The following is a 15,683-nucleotide window of genomic DNA, read 5'->3' as shown; positions in this document are numbered from 1 at the left end:
TATGTACATTGAGAAGAATGCCGCCCGAACGGCATGTCTGATTTCCGTCTTGCGAGGTGACCGCCATGTCCAAAGAAGTGCAAATGACATTTCGTGTCGAGCCCGAACTGCGCTCGGAGTTTGCCGACGCTGCCTTGCTGGAAAACCGCCCCGCAGCACAGGTGCTGCGCGAGTTGATGCGCGCCTATGTCAACCAGTCGCGTGAGCGCGTCAGCGGCCCTGTGAACGCCGCCATTTCCGCAACGGAGAAACGTCGGCGCGAAGCAGCCGTCAACTTCGCCCGCGCGTCCATCGGACTGGAAGGCTTCATGCCTTCCGAAGCTGCTGAGACCGGCGCACGCCAATTCATCCGGGGTGATATCCAGCTTGCCGATTTCGTCCAGGTGAAGGTCAATGCGCGATGAGTTCCCGCCTGCATCCGCGAGCACGTTGACTGCAGCGCAGCGTCAGCAACTCGAAGCCGATCACACATTCAAACGGCTTGTCGAGCTGGAGCTGGAGCCTGTGCGCGGCAGCTTCGACGCCGCGCACCTGAAGGCAGTCCACCATCGCCTCTTTCAGGACTTGCCGGACGCCGGCTTCCACGAGGTCACGCCTGGCGAATTCAGAACACAGGTGCCCCATGGCCAGGACTGGATGAAGCAGCGCGGCCTATCGACCATGGGAGGCACTTTCCATGTCGTCTATTCACGCATGGACGACGCGGCCATGGCCAGACTCGACAAGGCCCTCGAAGAAGCCAGCCCCGACGAGCTGCGCGGCTTGAAGACCGCTGAATTCACGGCACGGCTTGCCAGGATGTACATCGAGTTGGACTATGCCCATCCATTCAGCGATGGCAACAGCCGAACGCTTCGCACCTTCACCAGGCAGCTCGCCAGGGAAGCTGGATATGAGGTCGATTGGGCACGATTCGGACACAGTGAGACCGGGCGTGATCTTCTCTATATCGCACGCGACCGCAGCGTGAACGAGCTGGCGAAGCCGCACGTGCAGCACGAAAACACCATGCGAAAAATCCTGCGCACGCAGGACCGGCTGAAAGTCCATCCCGCCCTGCCCGACTTGCTGCGCGACGCAGTACGTCCGAGCCGCGCAGTGGCCTTTGAGCAACTGAACGAGCGGGAAGCGTTGAGCGAGCATCCCGAGCTGGAAGCGGCATACAAGACCGTGCATGCAGCAGCGACCCGCCTGGCCTCGCAGATGCCGGGCCATCCCGAGGCGCAGAAAGTCGGCATTCAGTCAGTCATGAACCATGTTCAGAACTGCCTGAATGCCGGGGAGACCGTGCACTTCGTCCGCAGCCACGAAGGGTGAAGCGCAGGCACGCGCCGCTGTGGCAAGGGGCCGAACCCGCTCAAAGCACCAGAATCGCCCGGAAGTCATTCACGTTGGTATGCGTGGGCCCGGTCACCACCAGATCCCCCAGCGCATCAAAGAACCCATACGCATCATTGCGGTCCAGGTACTCGGCAATCCGCATGCCCTGGTCCTGGGCCCGCGCCAACGTATCCGGTGACACGCGCGCCCCCGCGTTGTCCTCCACGCCATCGATGCCATCGGTATCGGCCGCCAGCGCCCAGACCTTCTCCTGCCCCTGCAGGGCCTGGGCCAGGCCCATGCAGAACTCGCCCGCGCGCCCGCCGCGCCCCTTGGGCGTGCCGGCCGGGCGCTGCCGGATGGTGACCGTGGTCTCGCCGCCGGACAGGATCACGCAGGGCTTCGCAAACGGCTGGCCGTGTCGGGCCACGGCGCGCGCCAGGGCGGCGTGGACCTTGGCGACTTCGCGCGATTCGCCCTCGATCTCGTCGGACAGCACATGGGTGCGCAGGCCCGCCGCCTCGGCCACGCGTGCGGCCGCCTCCAGCGAGTGCTGGGGCGTGGCGATCATGTGGACCTCGTGGCCGTCGAAGCGCGCGTCGCCGGGCTTGGGTGTTTCCAGCTCGCCCGCCTCCAGCTCGCGGCGCACGGATTCAGGCACGTCGATGCGGTAGCGCGTGAGGATGGCCAGCGCGTCGGCGCAGCTGCTGGCATCGGGCACGGTGGGGCCGCTGGCGATGATGGAGGGGTCGTCGCCCGGCACGTCGCTGATGGTCAGCGTGACCACGCGCGCGGGTGCGCAGGCCGCGCCCAGGCGCCCGCCCTTGATGCGCGACAGGTGCTTGCGCACGCAGTTCATCTCGCCGATGGCGGCGCCGCTTTCCAGCAGGGCGCGGTTGATGCGCTGCTTTTCCTCCAGGTCGATGCCTTCGGCCGGCAGGGTCAGCAGGGCCGAGCCGCCGCCCGAGATCAGGCACAGCACGAGGTCGTCCTCGGTCAGCCCTTCGGTCAGCGCGAGGATGCGCTCGGCGGCGGCCAGGCCTGCCGCATCGGGCACGGGGTGGGCGGCCTCGACCACTTCGATGCGCTGCGCCAGGCCTTCGGGGCGCGGCGGGATGTGGTGGTAGCGCGTGACCACGAGGCCGGACAGCGGCGCGTCCGCTGGCCACAGCGCCTCCAGCGCCTGGGCCATGGAGCCGCCGGCCTTGCCCGCGCCCAGCACCAGGGTGCGGCCCTTGGGAGGCTTTGGCAGGCATTGGGCCATGCTGTACAGGGGCTGCGCATCCTTGACCGCAGCGCGGTAGAGGTCGAGCAGAAAGGCTTGGGGATCGGTGAGGTGCAGGTCCGTGGTGCTGGTCATGGTGTGTTGTCTCCGCCGGGCATTATGGAATTTCCTGCACCGGCGGTGGCATGCGGTCAAGTCACAACTGATTCGCCCGGCCTCGTTCCTCGCGCCAACTCAACTCAATCCAGGGCCACCTTGGCATCCTTGACCAGCCTGGCGAAGCGGTCGGTGTCGTCGCGAATCTGGCGAGCCATCTGCTCGGGTGATCCTCCGATGGGCTCGGCGCCTATCTCTTCCATCTTCCTGCGGAACTGCGGCGACTCGATGATGCGGTTCATGTCCGCGCCCAGCCGCGCCAGTACATCCCTGGGCGTCGCGGCCGGTGCCAGCACGCCGAACCAGGTGCCCATGTCAAAGCCCTTGAGGCCGGCCTCGTCCAGCGTGGGCACATCGGGCAGGGCCACCGAGCGCCTGGCCGTGGTCACGGCCAGCGCGCGCAGCTTGCCAGCCTTGATGTGGGGCAGCACAGGCGTGACGGTATCGAAGGACATGGCGATCTGCCCACCCAGCAGATCCGTGGTCAGCGGCCCGCTGCCCTTGTAGGGCACGTGCAGCAGCTGCACGCCGCCCATGGACTCGAACTGCGCGCCGATCAGGTGCTGGCCCGTGCCCGCGCCATTGGAGCCATAGGCCAGCTTGCCGGGCTGGGCCCGGGCCTGGGCCAGCAGCTCCTGCACGGTTTTGGCGGGCACCTGCGGATTGACCACCAGCACATTGGGGACCACGGCCACCACGGTGATGGGCGCCAGGTCCTTCTGGAAGTCATAGCCCAGCCTGCGGTAGACGCTGGTGGCAATGGTGTGGTGCACGGCGCCCATGAGCAGGGTGTAGCCGTCAGGTTTCGCCTTGGCCACATGGTCGGCGCCCAGGGTGGCGCCCGCGCCGGGGCGGTTTTCCACGACCACGGGCTGGCCCAGGCTTTTGGACAGCTCCTGGCCCAGCGCACGTGCCAGCACATCGGTGGTGCCGCCTGCGGGAAACGGCACGATGAGGTTGACCGGGCGCGCCGGCCAGGCCTGGGCCCAGGCCGAAGACATGGCGGCTGGAATGGCGGCGGCGGCCAGCGCGCACGCGGCGGCAACCCTGGTGATGCGGTTCATGGTTTGTCTCCTGTCTTTTCTTTTGTGGGTTATCGGACCATGCAGCGCGCGCTCAGGCAGGCACGGGCTCGGCCTGGGCCTCGGCGGTCTGCGCGCGCAGCCGAGTGCAGACCGCGTCGGTGACCTGGCGCGTGGTGGCCTTGCCGCCCAGGTCGCGCGTGTGCAGCGCGGCATCGGCCGTCACCTGCTCCACGGCCTGCATCAGGCGCTGCGCGGCACGGTGCTCGCCCAGGTGCTCCAGCAGCATCACGCAGCTCCAGAAGGTACCCACGGGGTTGGCCAGGCCCTGGCCCATGATGTCGAAGGCCGATCCGTGGATGGGCTCGAACATGCTGGGGTAGCGGCGCTCCGGATCGATGTTGCCCGTGGGCGCAATGCCCAGGCTGCCGGCCAGCGCGGCCGCCAGGTCGCTGAGGATGTCGGCATGCAGGTTGGTGGCGACCAGGGTGTCCAGCGAGGCCGGGCGGTTGACCATGCGCGCCGTGGCCGCGTCCACCAGCTCCTTGTCCCAGCGCACGTCGGGGAACTCGGCGGCCACCTGCACCGCGATCTCGTCCCACATCACCATGGCGTGGCGCTGGGCGTTGGACTTGGTGATCACCGTCAGCAGCTTGCGCGGCCGCGACTGCGCCAGGCGGAAGGCGAAGCGCATGATGCGCTCCACGCCCGCACGGGTCATCATGCTCACGTCGGTGGCCACCTCGATGGGATGGCCCTGGTGGGCGCGGCCGCCCACGCCCGCGTATTCGCCTTCGGAGTTCTCGCGCACGATGACCCAGTCCAGGTCCTCTCGCGCGCAGCGCTTGAGCGGCGCATCGATGCCGGGCAGGATGCGCGTGGGCCGCACATTGGCGTACTGATCGAACCCCTGGCAGATCTTCAGGCGCAGGCCCCACAGCGTGACATGGTCGGGAATGTGCGGGTCGCCGGCCGAGCCGAACAGGATGGCGTCCTGGCCGCGCAGCGCGTCCAGCCCGTCGGCCGGCATCATCTCGCCGTGCGCGCGGTACCAGTCGCCGCCCCAGCCGAAACTGGTGAAGGCAAAGCCCAGGCCGGGCTGGGTTTCGGCCAGCGCCTGCAGCACCTCCTGCCCTGCGGGCACCACTTCCTTGCCGATGCCATCGCCGGGAATGCAGGCGATGCGGTATGTCTTTGTCATGAGGGCTCCTTGGATTGCGGTGGATGAAGTGCCATGCGGTTCCATGGCCTTGTCCGTGAATCTATCGATGGAACAACGCCGCGCGCGCCTCTAGAGTGATGGCATCGTTCACTTTGATTCAACAATGAGCACACCCGTCTCAGCGCCATCGGAGATGGCCTTCTTCTGCCTGCTGGCCCGCAGCGCCAGCCTGTCGGCCACGGCCCGCGAGCTGGGCATCACCACGCCGGCGGCCAGCAAGCGCCTGTCCCAGATGGAGGCGCGGCTGGGCGTGCAACTGGTCAGCCGCACGACGCGGCGCCTGGGCCTGACCGATGAGGGCCAGACCTACCTGGCCCATGCGCGGCGCATCCTGGACGACATTGCCGCCATGGAGCAGGCCGTGGCCGGCATGCCCGGGCAGCCGCAGGGCCTGCTGCGCATCAATGCCACGCTGGGATTCGGGCGCAGCCATATCGCGCCGCTGATCGCCAGCTTCGTGCGCAGGCACCCGCAGATCCAGGTGCAGCTGCAGCTGTCGGCCTCGCCGCCGCCGTTGGTCGATGACAGCTTCGACCTGTGCATACGCTTTGGCGAGCCGCCGGACGCGCGCGTCATCGCGCGGCGCCTGGCGCCCAACCGGCGGCTGCTGTGCGCGTCTGCCGTCTACCTGGCACGGCGCGGCACGCCGGCCACCCCGCGCGAGCTGATGCAGCACGACTGCATCGACATCCGCCAGGGCGACGACACCCACGGCGTCTGGCGCTTCACCCACAACGGCCCCGGCCGCAAGACCGAGGCCATCCGCCTGCGCGACAGCCTGAGCACCAACGATGGCGAGATCGCCGTGGGCTGGGCCCTGGCCGGCCTGGGCATCGTCATGCGCGCCGAATGGGATGTCGCCCGCTACCTGCGCAGCGGCCGCCTGGTGCAGGTGCTGGCCGACCATGCCACGGCGCCGGCCGACATCCATGTGGTCTATCCGCAGCGGCATGCGGCAACCCAGCGCGTGCAGCGCTTTGTCGAGCACCTGGCACGGCACTTCGATACGGCCGCGCCCGGTTTCTGAAAAGGGATGCCGTATGCGGGGAAACGCCAATAAGCAGTAGACAGAAACTGTATACAACTCTTGTGACCAGCCGCTATGATGGCTGAATGGAGACTTCCACCACCAGTTTCATTGTCGAGAGCCTGACCCGGGCCATCGTCGAACACCGTCTTCTGCCCGGCACCAAGCTGGCCGAGCAGAAATTGGCAGACCATTTCGGCGTCTCGCGCACCTTGGTGCGCCAGGCGCTGTTCCAGCTGTCGCAAAACCGCCTGATCCGGCTCGAACCCGCGCGCGGGGCCTTCGTGGCCACGCCCTCGGTGGACGAGGCGCGCCAGGTCTTCGCCGTGCGCCGCATGCTCGAAGCCGAGATGGTGCGCGCCTTCATCGCCCAGAGCACGCCGGCCAAGATCCGCGCGCTGCGGCAGCACGTGGCGGCCGAGAAAAAGGCCATGGACGGCAACGACGTCGGCCAGCGTACCGAGCTGCTGGGCGACTTCCACGTGCGCATGGCCGAACTCATGGGCAACGAGGTGCTGGCCCAGCTGCTGGGCGAGCTGATCTCGCGCTGCGCGCTGATCACGCTGATGTACCAGTCCAGCACGGCCGCCGAGCATTCCCATGACGAGCATGCCGAAATCGTCACGGCCCTGGCCGGCGGCGACGCCGACCACGCCGTGCAACTCATGCAGCAGCACCTGGACCACGTGGAAGCCGGCCTGACCTTCGACCGCGACATGCCGACCAGCGATCTTTCGATGGCCCTTTCCTCCGTATCCGCATGACCTACGACGCCACTGCCCCCTATCCTCGCGACCTGATCGGCTACGGTCGCACGCCCCCGCACGCCCGCTGGCCAGGCCAGGCCCGCGTGGCCGTGCAGTTCGTCCTCAACTATGAAGAGGGCGGCGAGAACTGCGTGCTGCACGGCGACGCCGCCAGCGAGCAGTTCCTGTCCGAAATGTTCAATCCGGCCGCCTACCCCGAGCGCCACATGAGCATGGAAGGCATCTATGAATACGGCTCGCGCGCAGGCGTCTGGCGCATCCTGCGCGAGTTCGAGAAGCGCGGGCTGCCGCTGACCGTGTTCGGCGTGGCCACGGCCCTGCAAAAGCACCGCGAGCTGGCCCAGGCCTTCGACGAGCTGGGCCATGAAGTGGCCTGCCACGGCCTCAAGTGGATCCACTATCAGAACATTCCCGCCGAGGTCGAGCGCGCCCACATGCAGCAGTGCATGGAGATCTTCGGCGAGCTGTACGGCCACGATGGCGACCACGGCCTGGGCTGGTACACGGGCCGCGACAGCCCCAACACCCACCGCCTGGTGGCTGACGACGGCCGCTTCGCCTACGACAGCGACTACTACGGCGACGACCTGCCCTTCTGGATGAAGGTCGGCAAGAGCGACGGCAGCACCCGCAGCCAGCTCATCGTGCCCTACACGCTGGACTGCAACGACATGCGCTTCGCCCTGCCCCAGGGCTACTCGCACGCCGACCCGTTCTTCCAATACCTGAAGGACACGTTCGACGCCCTATACGCCGAGGGCGATCCGGCCGGCGATGACTCCCCCAAGATGATGAGCATTGGCATGCACTGCCGCCTGCTGGGCCGCCCCGGCCGCATCACGGCACTGCAGCGCTTTCTGGACCACATTCAGCGGCACGACAAGGTCTGGGTCTGCCGCCGCATCGACCTCGCGCGCCACTGGGCGCACCACCATCCCGACAAGGAATAACGCAGCATGGCTCTGACGCTGGAACAACTCAACGCCGCCGACCTGGCCACCGTCGCCAGTCTGCTCGACGGCCTCTACGAACACTCGCCCTGGATTGCCGAGGCCGCACTGGCCCAGCGCCCCTTCCGCTCGCTGGCACAGATCAAGTACGCCATGGCCCAGGTGCTGGACAAGGCGCCGGTGCAGGCCAAGCTCGACCTGATCCGCGCCCACCCGGAGCTGGCCGGCAAGGCCATGGAGACCAACACGCTCACGGCCGAATCCACCAATGAGCAGAACAAGGCGGGCCTGACCCGCTGCACGCCCGAGGAGCTGGAGCACATCCGCAAGCTCAATGCCGAGTACGGCAAGCGCTTCGGCTTTCCCTTCATCCTGGCCGTGCGCGGTCCGCGCGGCGCGGGTCTGGCCAAGGCCGAGATCATCGAGACCTTCGAGCGCCGCCTGCACAACCACCCCGACTTCGAGCTGGGCGAGGCGCTGCGCAACATCCACCGCATTGCCGAGATCCGCCTGAACGACAAGTTCGGCTACACGCCCGAGCTGGGCAACGATGTCTGGGACTGGCAGGAAAAGCTGGCCCAGCACAGCGACCCCGGCTATGCCGAAAAGGGCCAGCTCACCGTCACCTACCTGACCGATGCCCACCGCGCCTGCGCCCAGCGCATCAGCCACTGGATGCGCGACTGCGGCTTCGACGAGGTCGAGATCGACGCCGTGGGCAACGTCGTGGGCCGCTACAAGGCGGCCACCGAGGACGCCAAGACCCTGCTGACCGGCAGCCACTACGACACCGTGCGCAACGGCGGCAAGTACGACGGCCGCCTGGGCATCTTCGTGCCCATGGCCTGCGTGCGCGAGCTGCACCGCCAGGGCAAGCGCCTGCCGTTCCACATCGAGGTCGTGGGTTTTGCGGAAGAGGAAGGCCAGCGCTACAAGGCCACCTTCCTGGGCTCGGGCGCACTGATAGGCGACTTCAAGCAGGAATGGCTGGAGCAAAAGGATGCCGACGGCATCACCCTGCGCGAGGCCATGCAGCACGCCGGCCTGTGCATTGACGACATCCCGAAGCTGCAGCGCGATACGGCCCGCTACCTGGGCTTCATCGAAGTGCACATCGAACAGGGCCCGGTGCTCAACGAGCTGGACATCCCGCTGGGCATCGTCACCTCCATCAACGGCAGCGCGCGCTACATCTGCGAGATGATCGGCATGGCCAGCCACGCCGGCACCACGCCCATGGACCGCCGCCGCGATGCCGCCTGCGGCGTGGCCGAGCTGGCGCTGTATATCGAAAAGCGCGCCGCGCGCGACGGCACCTCGGTGGCCACCATGGGCCAGCTCAATGTGCCCAGCGGCTCGGTCAACGTGGTCCCCGGCCGCTGCCAGTTCAGCCTGGACCTGCGCGCGCCCACCAACGAGCAGCGCGACGCCATGGTGGCCGACATCCTGGCCGAGATCGAGGCCATCGCCCAGCGCCGTGGCCTGCGCTACAGCACCGAGCTGGCCATGAAGGCCGCCGCCGCCCCCAGCGCCCCGAATGGCAGCAGCGCTGGGAAGCCGCCGTGGACGCCCTGGGCGTGCCCCTGTACCGCATGCCCAGCGGCGCCGGCCACGACGCCATGAAGCTGCACGAAATCATGCCCCAGGCCATGCTGTTCGTGCGCGGCCTGAACGCCGGCATCAGCCACAACCCGCTGGAAAGCTCCACCGCCGACGACATGCAACTGTCCGTCGATGCCTTCTCCCACGTACTGAACCAGCTGGCCCAAGAGCAGCAATGACCGACATGAACCAAGACAAGCAAGCCACCTACGCCGCCCTGGACGCCTGGATCGACCAGCATTTCGATGAAGAGGTGCAATTCCTGCAGGCCCTGGTCCAGGTTCCGACCGACACCCCGCCGGGCAACAACGCCCCCCACGCCGAGCGCACGGCCGAGCTGCTCAAGACCCTGGGCTACGAGGCCGAGAAGCACACCGTGCCCGAGGCCGACGTCAAGGCCTACGGCATGGAGTCCATCACCAACCTGATCGTGCGCCGCCCCTACGGCAGCGCAGGTGACGCCGGCGGCGGCCTGACCATTGCGCTGAACGCCCACGGCGACGTGGTGCCGCCCGGTGAGGGCTGGACCCAGGACCCCTATGGCGCCGCCATCGAGGACGGCAAGCTCTACGGCCGCGCCGCCGCCGTGAGCAAGAGCGACTTCGCCACCTTCACCTACGCCGTGCGTGCGCTCGAAGCCGTGGCCCGGCCCTCCAAGGGCGCGGTGGAACTGCACTTCACCTATGACGAGGAATTCGGCGGCATCCTGGGCCCCGGCTGGCTGCTGGCCAACAACCTCACCCAACCCGACCTGATGGTCGCGGCCGGCTTCAGCTACGAAGTCGTCACCGCCCACAACGGCTGCCTGCAGATGGAAGTGACCGTGCAGGGCAAGATGGCCCACGCCGCCGTGCCCCACACCGGCGTGGACGCGCTGCAGGCAGCCGTGGTGCTGATGAACGCGCTGTACGCCGAGAACACCAAGTACCAGCAGGTGACCTCCAAGGTGCCGGGCATCAAGCACCCCTACCTGAACATCGGCCGCATCGAAGGCGGCACCAACACCAACGTGGTGCCCGGCAAGGTCGTGCTCAAGATCGACCGCCGCATGATCCCCGAGGAAAACCCGGCCGAGGTCGAGGCCAGCATCCGCGCCGTCATCGCCCAGGCCATTGCCGACTTCAACGCCAAGGGCGGCTACACGGGCGAGGATGCCGTGCGCGTGGACATCAAGCGCCTGCTGCTGGCCAATGCCATGACGCCGCTGGCGGGCAACAAGCCCCTGGTGGACGCCATCCAGGCCCATGGCGAAGCCGTGTTCGGCGAAAAGCCCCCGGCCGTGGGCACGCCGCTGTACACCGACGTGCGCCTGTACGTGGAGCGCGGCATTCCCGGCGTGATCTACGGCGCCGGCCCGCGCACCGTGCTGGAGTCCCATGCCAAGCGCGCCGACGAGCGCCTGGTGCTGGAGGACCTGCGCCGTGCCACCAAGGTCATTGCGCGCATGCTGTGCGACCTCACGGCCTGACCGCCTGACGGCCCGCATCAAGGCCTGACACCCAAGCCCGGCGCCGCCGGGCTTTTTTGCGCCCGGGCACAGCATCGGGGCGCATGCACCACCGCAGCCCATGCCGTGCGCCAGAGCCGCGCCCAAGTCGCGCCAAGCCGCGCCAAGCCGCACGGTAGCGGCCGCCAGGCACCAGCACGGTGCCTAGTGCTTGCCAGGCGGCTGGCATCCATCTTGCAATGCACCATGGCACTCCCGCCCTGGCAGGCGCTGCGCACAAAAACGGGTTGGCGCGACTGCCGCAACAGGGTTTACCGGGAGCAGAAATTTCCCATGATCTGTATACACTTTTTGTATGGATGTTGGCGCCGAACCCTGCCACGCCGGCGTCCGTTCCCATAAATCCCGAGGAGACAAATCCCCATGCAATCTTCCGTTCATCCCGTCGATGAGATGCTGCCCGCAGGCAAGCTCACGGCGCTGGGCCTGCAGCACGTTCTCGTGATGTATGCGGGCGCCGTGGCCGTGCCCCTGATCGTCGGCCGCGCACTCAACCTGCCGCCCGAGCAGGTGGCCCACCTGATCTCGGCCGACCTGTTTTGCTGCGGCCTGATCACGCTGATCCAGGCCATGGGCGCGACCCAGTGGTTCGGCATCAAGCTGCCCGTGATGATGGGCGTGACCTTCGCCAGCGTGGCGCCCATGGTGTCCATGGCGCAGAGCACGGGCGGATCGGCGGGAGCGGGGCTGATCTTCGGCTCGGTGATCGGGGCGGGGATCGTGTCCATCCTCATCGCCCCGCTGATCAGCCGCATGCTGCGCTTTTTCCCGCCCGTGGTGACCGGCACCATCATTGCCGTCATCGGCATCAGCCTGATGCGCGTGGGCGTGAACTGGATCTTCGGCAACCCCGTCGGCCCCACCGCGCCCAGCGTACCCAACCCCGAGCACCTGAAATGGCTGGCCGACGCCCAGGCCACGGCCGGCGCGCCGGGCTCCTCGCTGCCGCCCGTGCCCAAGGGCTTCGCGGTCGTGCCCACCATTCCCAATCCCAAGTACGGCGACCTGACCGGCGTAGGCATCTCGGCCATCGTGCTGCTGTCCATCCTGCTGATCGCGCGCTTTGCCAAGGGCTTCCTGGCCAACGTCTCGGTGCTCATGGGCATCCTGATCGGCGGCGTGCTGTCCGTGGCCATGGGCCTGATGGACTTCAGCAAGGTCGCCAAGGCCGAATGGTTCACGATGGTGCTGCCCTTCGAGATCGCCACGCCGGTGTTCGACCCCATCCTCATCCTCACCATGAGTCTGGTGATGGTGGTGGTGATGATCGAGTCCACCGGCATGTTCCTGGCCCTGGGCGACATGACCGATCGCAAGATCAGCCAGGACGAGCTGACACGCGGCCTGCGCACCGACGGACTGGGCACGCTGATCGGCGGCATCTTCAACACCTTCCCCTACACCAGCTTCTCGCAGAACGTGGGCCTGGTCGCCGTCACCGGCGTCAAGAGCCGCTGGGTCTGCGTGGCTGGCGGCGTGATCCTGATCGTGCTGGGCGTGCTGCCCAAGATGGGCGCCCTGGTCGAGTCCCTGCCCACCGTGGTGCTGGGCGGCGCGGGCCTGGTGATGTTCGGCATGGTGGCCTCCACCGGCATCCGCATCCTGAGCAACGTGGATTTCCAGACCAACCGCAACAACGCCATGATCGTCGCCGTGTCCATCGGCGTGGGCATGATTCCGCTGGTGGCGCCGAATTTCCGCCAATGGATGCCCCACGGCATTCATCCGTTGATCGAATCCGGTATCCTGCTGGCCTCGATTACCGCGGTGGCATTGAACATTTTCTTCAACGGAGCCAGCAGCGATACCTCTGCTGCCGTCCGGGCCGCACGCCAGGCAGACGCCCACTGATGAAACAGTGCCCGCCCTGGCGGGCACGCCCAACAATCGCCCGGCCTACCCGCCGGGCTGTGCGCCCCCTGCCGTCCATAGGCGCCAGGGGGCTTGTTGTCGAAATCCCTGAGGCAAAACTGTCCTGACCCTCATAGGCTGTAGCTATCCGGTAAGCTCCGAGAGCATTTGCAGAGAATTCCTGTATGACCCAAAACCTGTCCAACGCCGAACAAGCCCTGCGCGACGCAGCCCGCGAATACCATCGCAGCCCCAACAAGGGCAAGATCTCCGTCACGCCCACCAAGCCCTTGTCCAACCAGCGCGACCTGTCGCTGGCCTATTCGCCCGGCGTGGCCTACCCCTGCCTGGACATCCAGGCCGACCCCTCGCTGGCCGCCGAATACACGGCGCGCGGCAACCTGGTCGGCGTCATCACCAACGGCACGGCCGTGCTGGGCCTGGGTGACATCGGCCCGCTGGCCGGCAAGCCGGTGATGGAAGGCAAGGGCTGCCTGTTCAAGAAGTTCGCCGGCGTCGACGTGTTCGACATCGAACTGGCCGAGCGCGATCCGGACAAGCTGATCGACATCATCGCCTCGCTCGAACCCACGCTGGGCGGCATCAACCTCGAGGACATCAAGGCGCCCGAGTGCTTCTACATCGAGCAGGAGCTGTCCAAGCGCATGAACATCCCCGTGTTCCATGACGACCAGCACGGCACGGCCATCATCTCCAGCGCCGCCCTGCTCAACGGGCTGGAGCTGGTGGACAAGCAGATCGGCAACGTCAAGATCGCCGTCTCCGGTGCCGGCGCTGCTGCCATCGCCTGCGTGAACGTGATGGTGGGCCTGGGCGTCAAGCGCGAAAACGTCTTCATGTGCGACTCCAAGGGCGTGATCTACGAAGGCCGCCCCGGTGGCCTGGACGCCTCCAAGGCCCAGTACGCGCAAAAGACGGACGCCCGCACCCTGGCCGATGCCGTCAAGGACGCCGACGTCTTCCTGGGCTGCTCGGCTCCCGGCGTGCTCACTGCCGACATGGTCAAGACCATGGCCGACAAGCCCATCATCCTGGCCCTGGCCAACCCCGAACCCGAGATCCGCCCCGAGCTGGCCAAGGCCGTGCGCCCGGACTGCATCATGGCCACGGGCCGCTCGGACTACCCCAACCAGGTCAACAACGTCCTGTGCTTCCCCTACATCTTCCGTGGCGCGCTGGACTGCGGCGCCACCAAGATCACCGAAGCCATGAAGCTGGCCTGCGTGCGCGAAATCGCCGCACTGGCCAAGCAGGACGTCAGCGATGAAGTCGCCGCCGCCTACCAGGGCAAGGAGCTGAAGTTCGGCCCCGACTACCTGATCCCCACGCCCTTCGACACCCGCCTGATCCTGCGCATCGCGCCGGCCGTGGCCAAGGCTGCCGAAGAGTCCGGCGTCGCCACCCGCCCCATCGCCGACTACGACGCCTACCGCGAGAGCCTGACCCGCTTCGTCTACCAGACCAGCATGTTCATGCGTCCGGTGTTCGCCGCTGCCAAGGCCAACCAGCAGCGCGTGGCCTATGCCGAAGGCGAAGACGAGCGCGTGCTGCGCGCCGCCCAGGTCGCCGTCGATGACGGCCTGGCCAAGCCCATCCTGATCGGCCGCCCCGCCGTGATCGAGGCCCGCATCGCCAAGGCCGGCCTGCGCCTGGTGCTGGGCAAGGACGTGGAGATCTGCAACCCCGAGGACGATCCGCGCTTCCGCCAGTACTGGGAAACCTACCACCGCCTGATGGGCCGCAACGGCGTCACGCCCGAGACCGCCAAGGCCGCCGTGCGCCGCTCCAACACGCTGATCGCCGCGCTCATGGTCCACCTGGGCGATGCCGACGCCATGCTCTGCGGCCTGGTCGGCAAGTTCGACAGCCACCTGGCCCATGTGCGCGACGTGCTCGGCCTCAAGCAAGGCGCTGGCGAATTCGCCACCGTCAACGCCGTGATGCTGGACAGCGGCACGCTGTTCATCGCCGACACCTACATCAACGAGGCGCCCAACGCCACCGAGCTGGCCGACATCGCCCGCCTGGCGGCCGAGGAAGTGGCCCGCTTCGGCCTGCCGCCCAAGGTGGCCTTCCTGTCGCACAGCAACTACGGCTCGTCCAGCCGCCCCTCGGCGCTGAAGATGCGCGCCGCGCGCGACCTGTTCGCCGCCGCCAACCCCGACGTGGAATGCGATGGCGAAATGCACGGCGACTCCGCCCTGTCCGAAGCCATCCGCGACCGCGCCCTGCTCGAGTCCTCGCTGCACGGCGAGGCCAACGTGCTGATCTGCCCCAACCTCGACGCCGCGAACATCCTGTTCAACGTGCTCAAGACCACGGGCGGCCACGGCACGACCATCGGCCCCATCCTGCTGGGCGGCGCTGCAGCAGCCCATGTGCTGACCCCCTCCGCCACCGTGCGCCGCGTGGTCAACATGACGGCCCTGGCCGCAGCCCAGGCCATCGCTGCCCGCGGCTGATCCGCGCCGCACCCAAAAAAGGCGCCCCTTCACAGGGGCGCCTTTTTTACGCCCCCTGCCCCGGCAGGAGCGGCCTAAGCCCGGCTAGAATACGCAGCTTCGGAGACTTGGGTGAGCGGTTTAAACCAGCAGTCTTGAAAACTGCCGACGGGCAACCGTCCGTGAGTTCGAATCTCACAGTCTCCGCCAGATTCAGATGATCAGAAACAAAGCGCCTGCCCAGGCGCTTTTTTCTTGTCCATCGCGCACCAGGCAGGTTCAACCAGCGCCCCGCCCCCGGCTGCAGCCACGCAGCCCGCCGTGAGCCCGCAGTCAACGGTCTCCACACATTCTTCACACAGTCTTTACATTGGATTAACCAAGCAGACATAAGCTGCCGAGCTTCTAGCGCTCGCGTAAGCCAAGAGTCCGTAGCCAACGCTGAAGCTCCCGTTCGACCGCCTTCCTGGGAATTTCCCCTGTGCCAGCGCACTTGTCATCGCCGCTGGCATTTCCTATGACCCATCCCGTCCCCTCACAAGCAGCGAGCGCGATCACGCGAAGCGCTCCGC

The 15,683-nt window shown here is 67.1% G+C and carries 11 protein-coding genes, 1 tRNA gene and 1 pseudogene; 10 read left to right on the top strand and 3 right to left on the bottom strand.

What is annotated here, in order from left to right:
- Nucleotides 1-65 precede the first annotated feature (65 nt).
- Together BO996_RS09925 and BO996_RS09920 are read left to right on the top strand one after the other, a co-directional pair.
- Entirely contained in the window at nucleotides 66-404 is a 339-nt protein-coding gene (locus BO996_RS09925; protein WP_232240506.1) for an antitoxin VbhA family protein, read from the top strand.
- Nucleotides 394-1,317 (top strand): Fic family protein, encoded by a 924-nt coding sequence (locus BO996_RS09920; protein ID WP_071954644.1) that lies wholly within the window; start codon nucleotides 394-396, stop codon nucleotides 1,315-1,317. The genes BO996_RS09925 and BO996_RS09920 overlap by 11 nt, the downstream gene beginning before the upstream one ends.
- A 40-nt stretch (nucleotides 1,318-1,357) precedes the next feature.
- Here BO996_RS09920 and BO996_RS09915 read toward each other — a convergent pair whose 3' ends face one another.
- The 3 genes from BO996_RS09915 to BO996_RS09905 form a co-directional block, all read right to left on the bottom strand.
- Complete coding sequence (locus BO996_RS09915) at nucleotides 1,358-2,680, bottom strand: glycerate kinase type-2 family protein (protein ID WP_071954643.1); 1,323 nt, start codon at nucleotides 2,678-2,680, stop codon at nucleotides 1,358-1,360.
- Between the two features lie 104 nt (nucleotides 2,681-2,784).
- Complete coding sequence (locus BO996_RS09910) at nucleotides 2,785-3,765, bottom strand: tripartite tricarboxylate transporter substrate binding protein (protein WP_071954642.1); 981 nt, start codon at nucleotides 3,763-3,765, stop codon at nucleotides 2,785-2,787.
- Between the two features lie 52 nt (nucleotides 3,766-3,817).
- Nucleotides 3,818-4,924 (bottom strand): tartrate dehydrogenase, encoded by a 1,107-nt coding sequence (locus BO996_RS09905; RefSeq protein ID WP_071954641.1) that lies wholly within the window; start codon nucleotides 4,922-4,924, stop codon nucleotides 3,818-3,820.
- 124 nt (nucleotides 4,925-5,048) lie between these two features.
- On the opposite strand from BO996_RS09905, the gene BO996_RS09900 reads away from it, so the two are divergent.
- The 8 genes and pseudogenes from BO996_RS09900 (at nucleotide 5,049) to BO996_RS09865 (ending at nucleotide 15,321) form a co-directional block, all read left to right on the top strand.
- Complete coding sequence (locus BO996_RS09900; protein WP_071954640.1) at nucleotides 5,049-5,972, top strand: LysR family transcriptional regulator; 924 nt, start codon at nucleotides 5,049-5,051, stop codon at nucleotides 5,970-5,972.
- An 86-nt stretch (nucleotides 5,973-6,058) separates the two neighbouring features.
- Entirely contained in the window at nucleotides 6,059-6,736 is a 678-nt protein-coding gene (locus BO996_RS09895) for a GntR family transcriptional regulator (RefSeq protein ID WP_012204034.1), read from the top strand.
- The gene (puuE, locus tag BO996_RS09890) at nucleotides 6,733-7,689 is read left to right on the top strand and encodes an allantoinase PuuE (RefSeq protein WP_071954639.1); all 957 of its coding nucleotides are present in this window, start codon (nucleotides 6,733-6,735) and stop codon (nucleotides 7,687-7,689) included. Before BO996_RS09895 ends, puuE begins: the two co-directional genes overlap by 4 nt.
- A 6-nt stretch (nucleotides 7,690-7,695) precedes the next feature.
- Nucleotides 7,696-9,470: pseudogene (gene uraD, locus BO996_RS09885) on the top strand (2-oxo-4-hydroxy-4-carboxy-5-ureidoimidazoline decarboxylase).
- Nucleotides 9,467-10,759, top strand: a complete 1,293-nt coding sequence (locus BO996_RS09880; protein WP_012204031.1) for a M20 family metallopeptidase — start codon at nucleotides 9,467-9,469, stop codon at nucleotides 10,757-10,759. Before uraD ends, BO996_RS09880 begins: the two are co-directional and overlap by 4 nt.
- Nucleotides 10,760-11,161: 402 nt before the next feature.
- A complete protein-coding gene (locus BO996_RS09875) occupies nucleotides 11,162-12,649 on the top strand; it encodes a nucleobase:cation symporter-2 family protein (protein WP_013803717.1) in 1,488 nt (495 codons plus the stop codon).
- Nucleotides 12,650-12,834: 185 nt separating this feature from the next.
- Nucleotides 12,835-15,132 (top strand): NADP-dependent malic enzyme, encoded by a 2,298-nt coding sequence (locus BO996_RS09870; protein WP_071954638.1) that lies wholly within the window; start codon nucleotides 12,835-12,837, stop codon nucleotides 15,130-15,132.
- 101 nt (nucleotides 15,133-15,233) lie between these two features.
- Nucleotides 15,234-15,321: transfer RNA gene (locus BO996_RS09865), tRNA-Ser, on the top strand.
- Nucleotides 15,322-15,683 lie beyond the last annotated feature (362 nt).

Origin of the sequence: Delftia sp. HK171, assembly GCF_001886655.1 — a bacterium.
Taxonomy (GTDB): domain Bacteria; phylum Pseudomonadota; class Gammaproteobacteria; order Burkholderiales; family Burkholderiaceae_C; genus Comamonas; species Comamonas acidovorans.
Note: the sequence above shows the minus strand (reverse complement) of the source record. Positions and strands in the feature narration are given on the sequence as shown.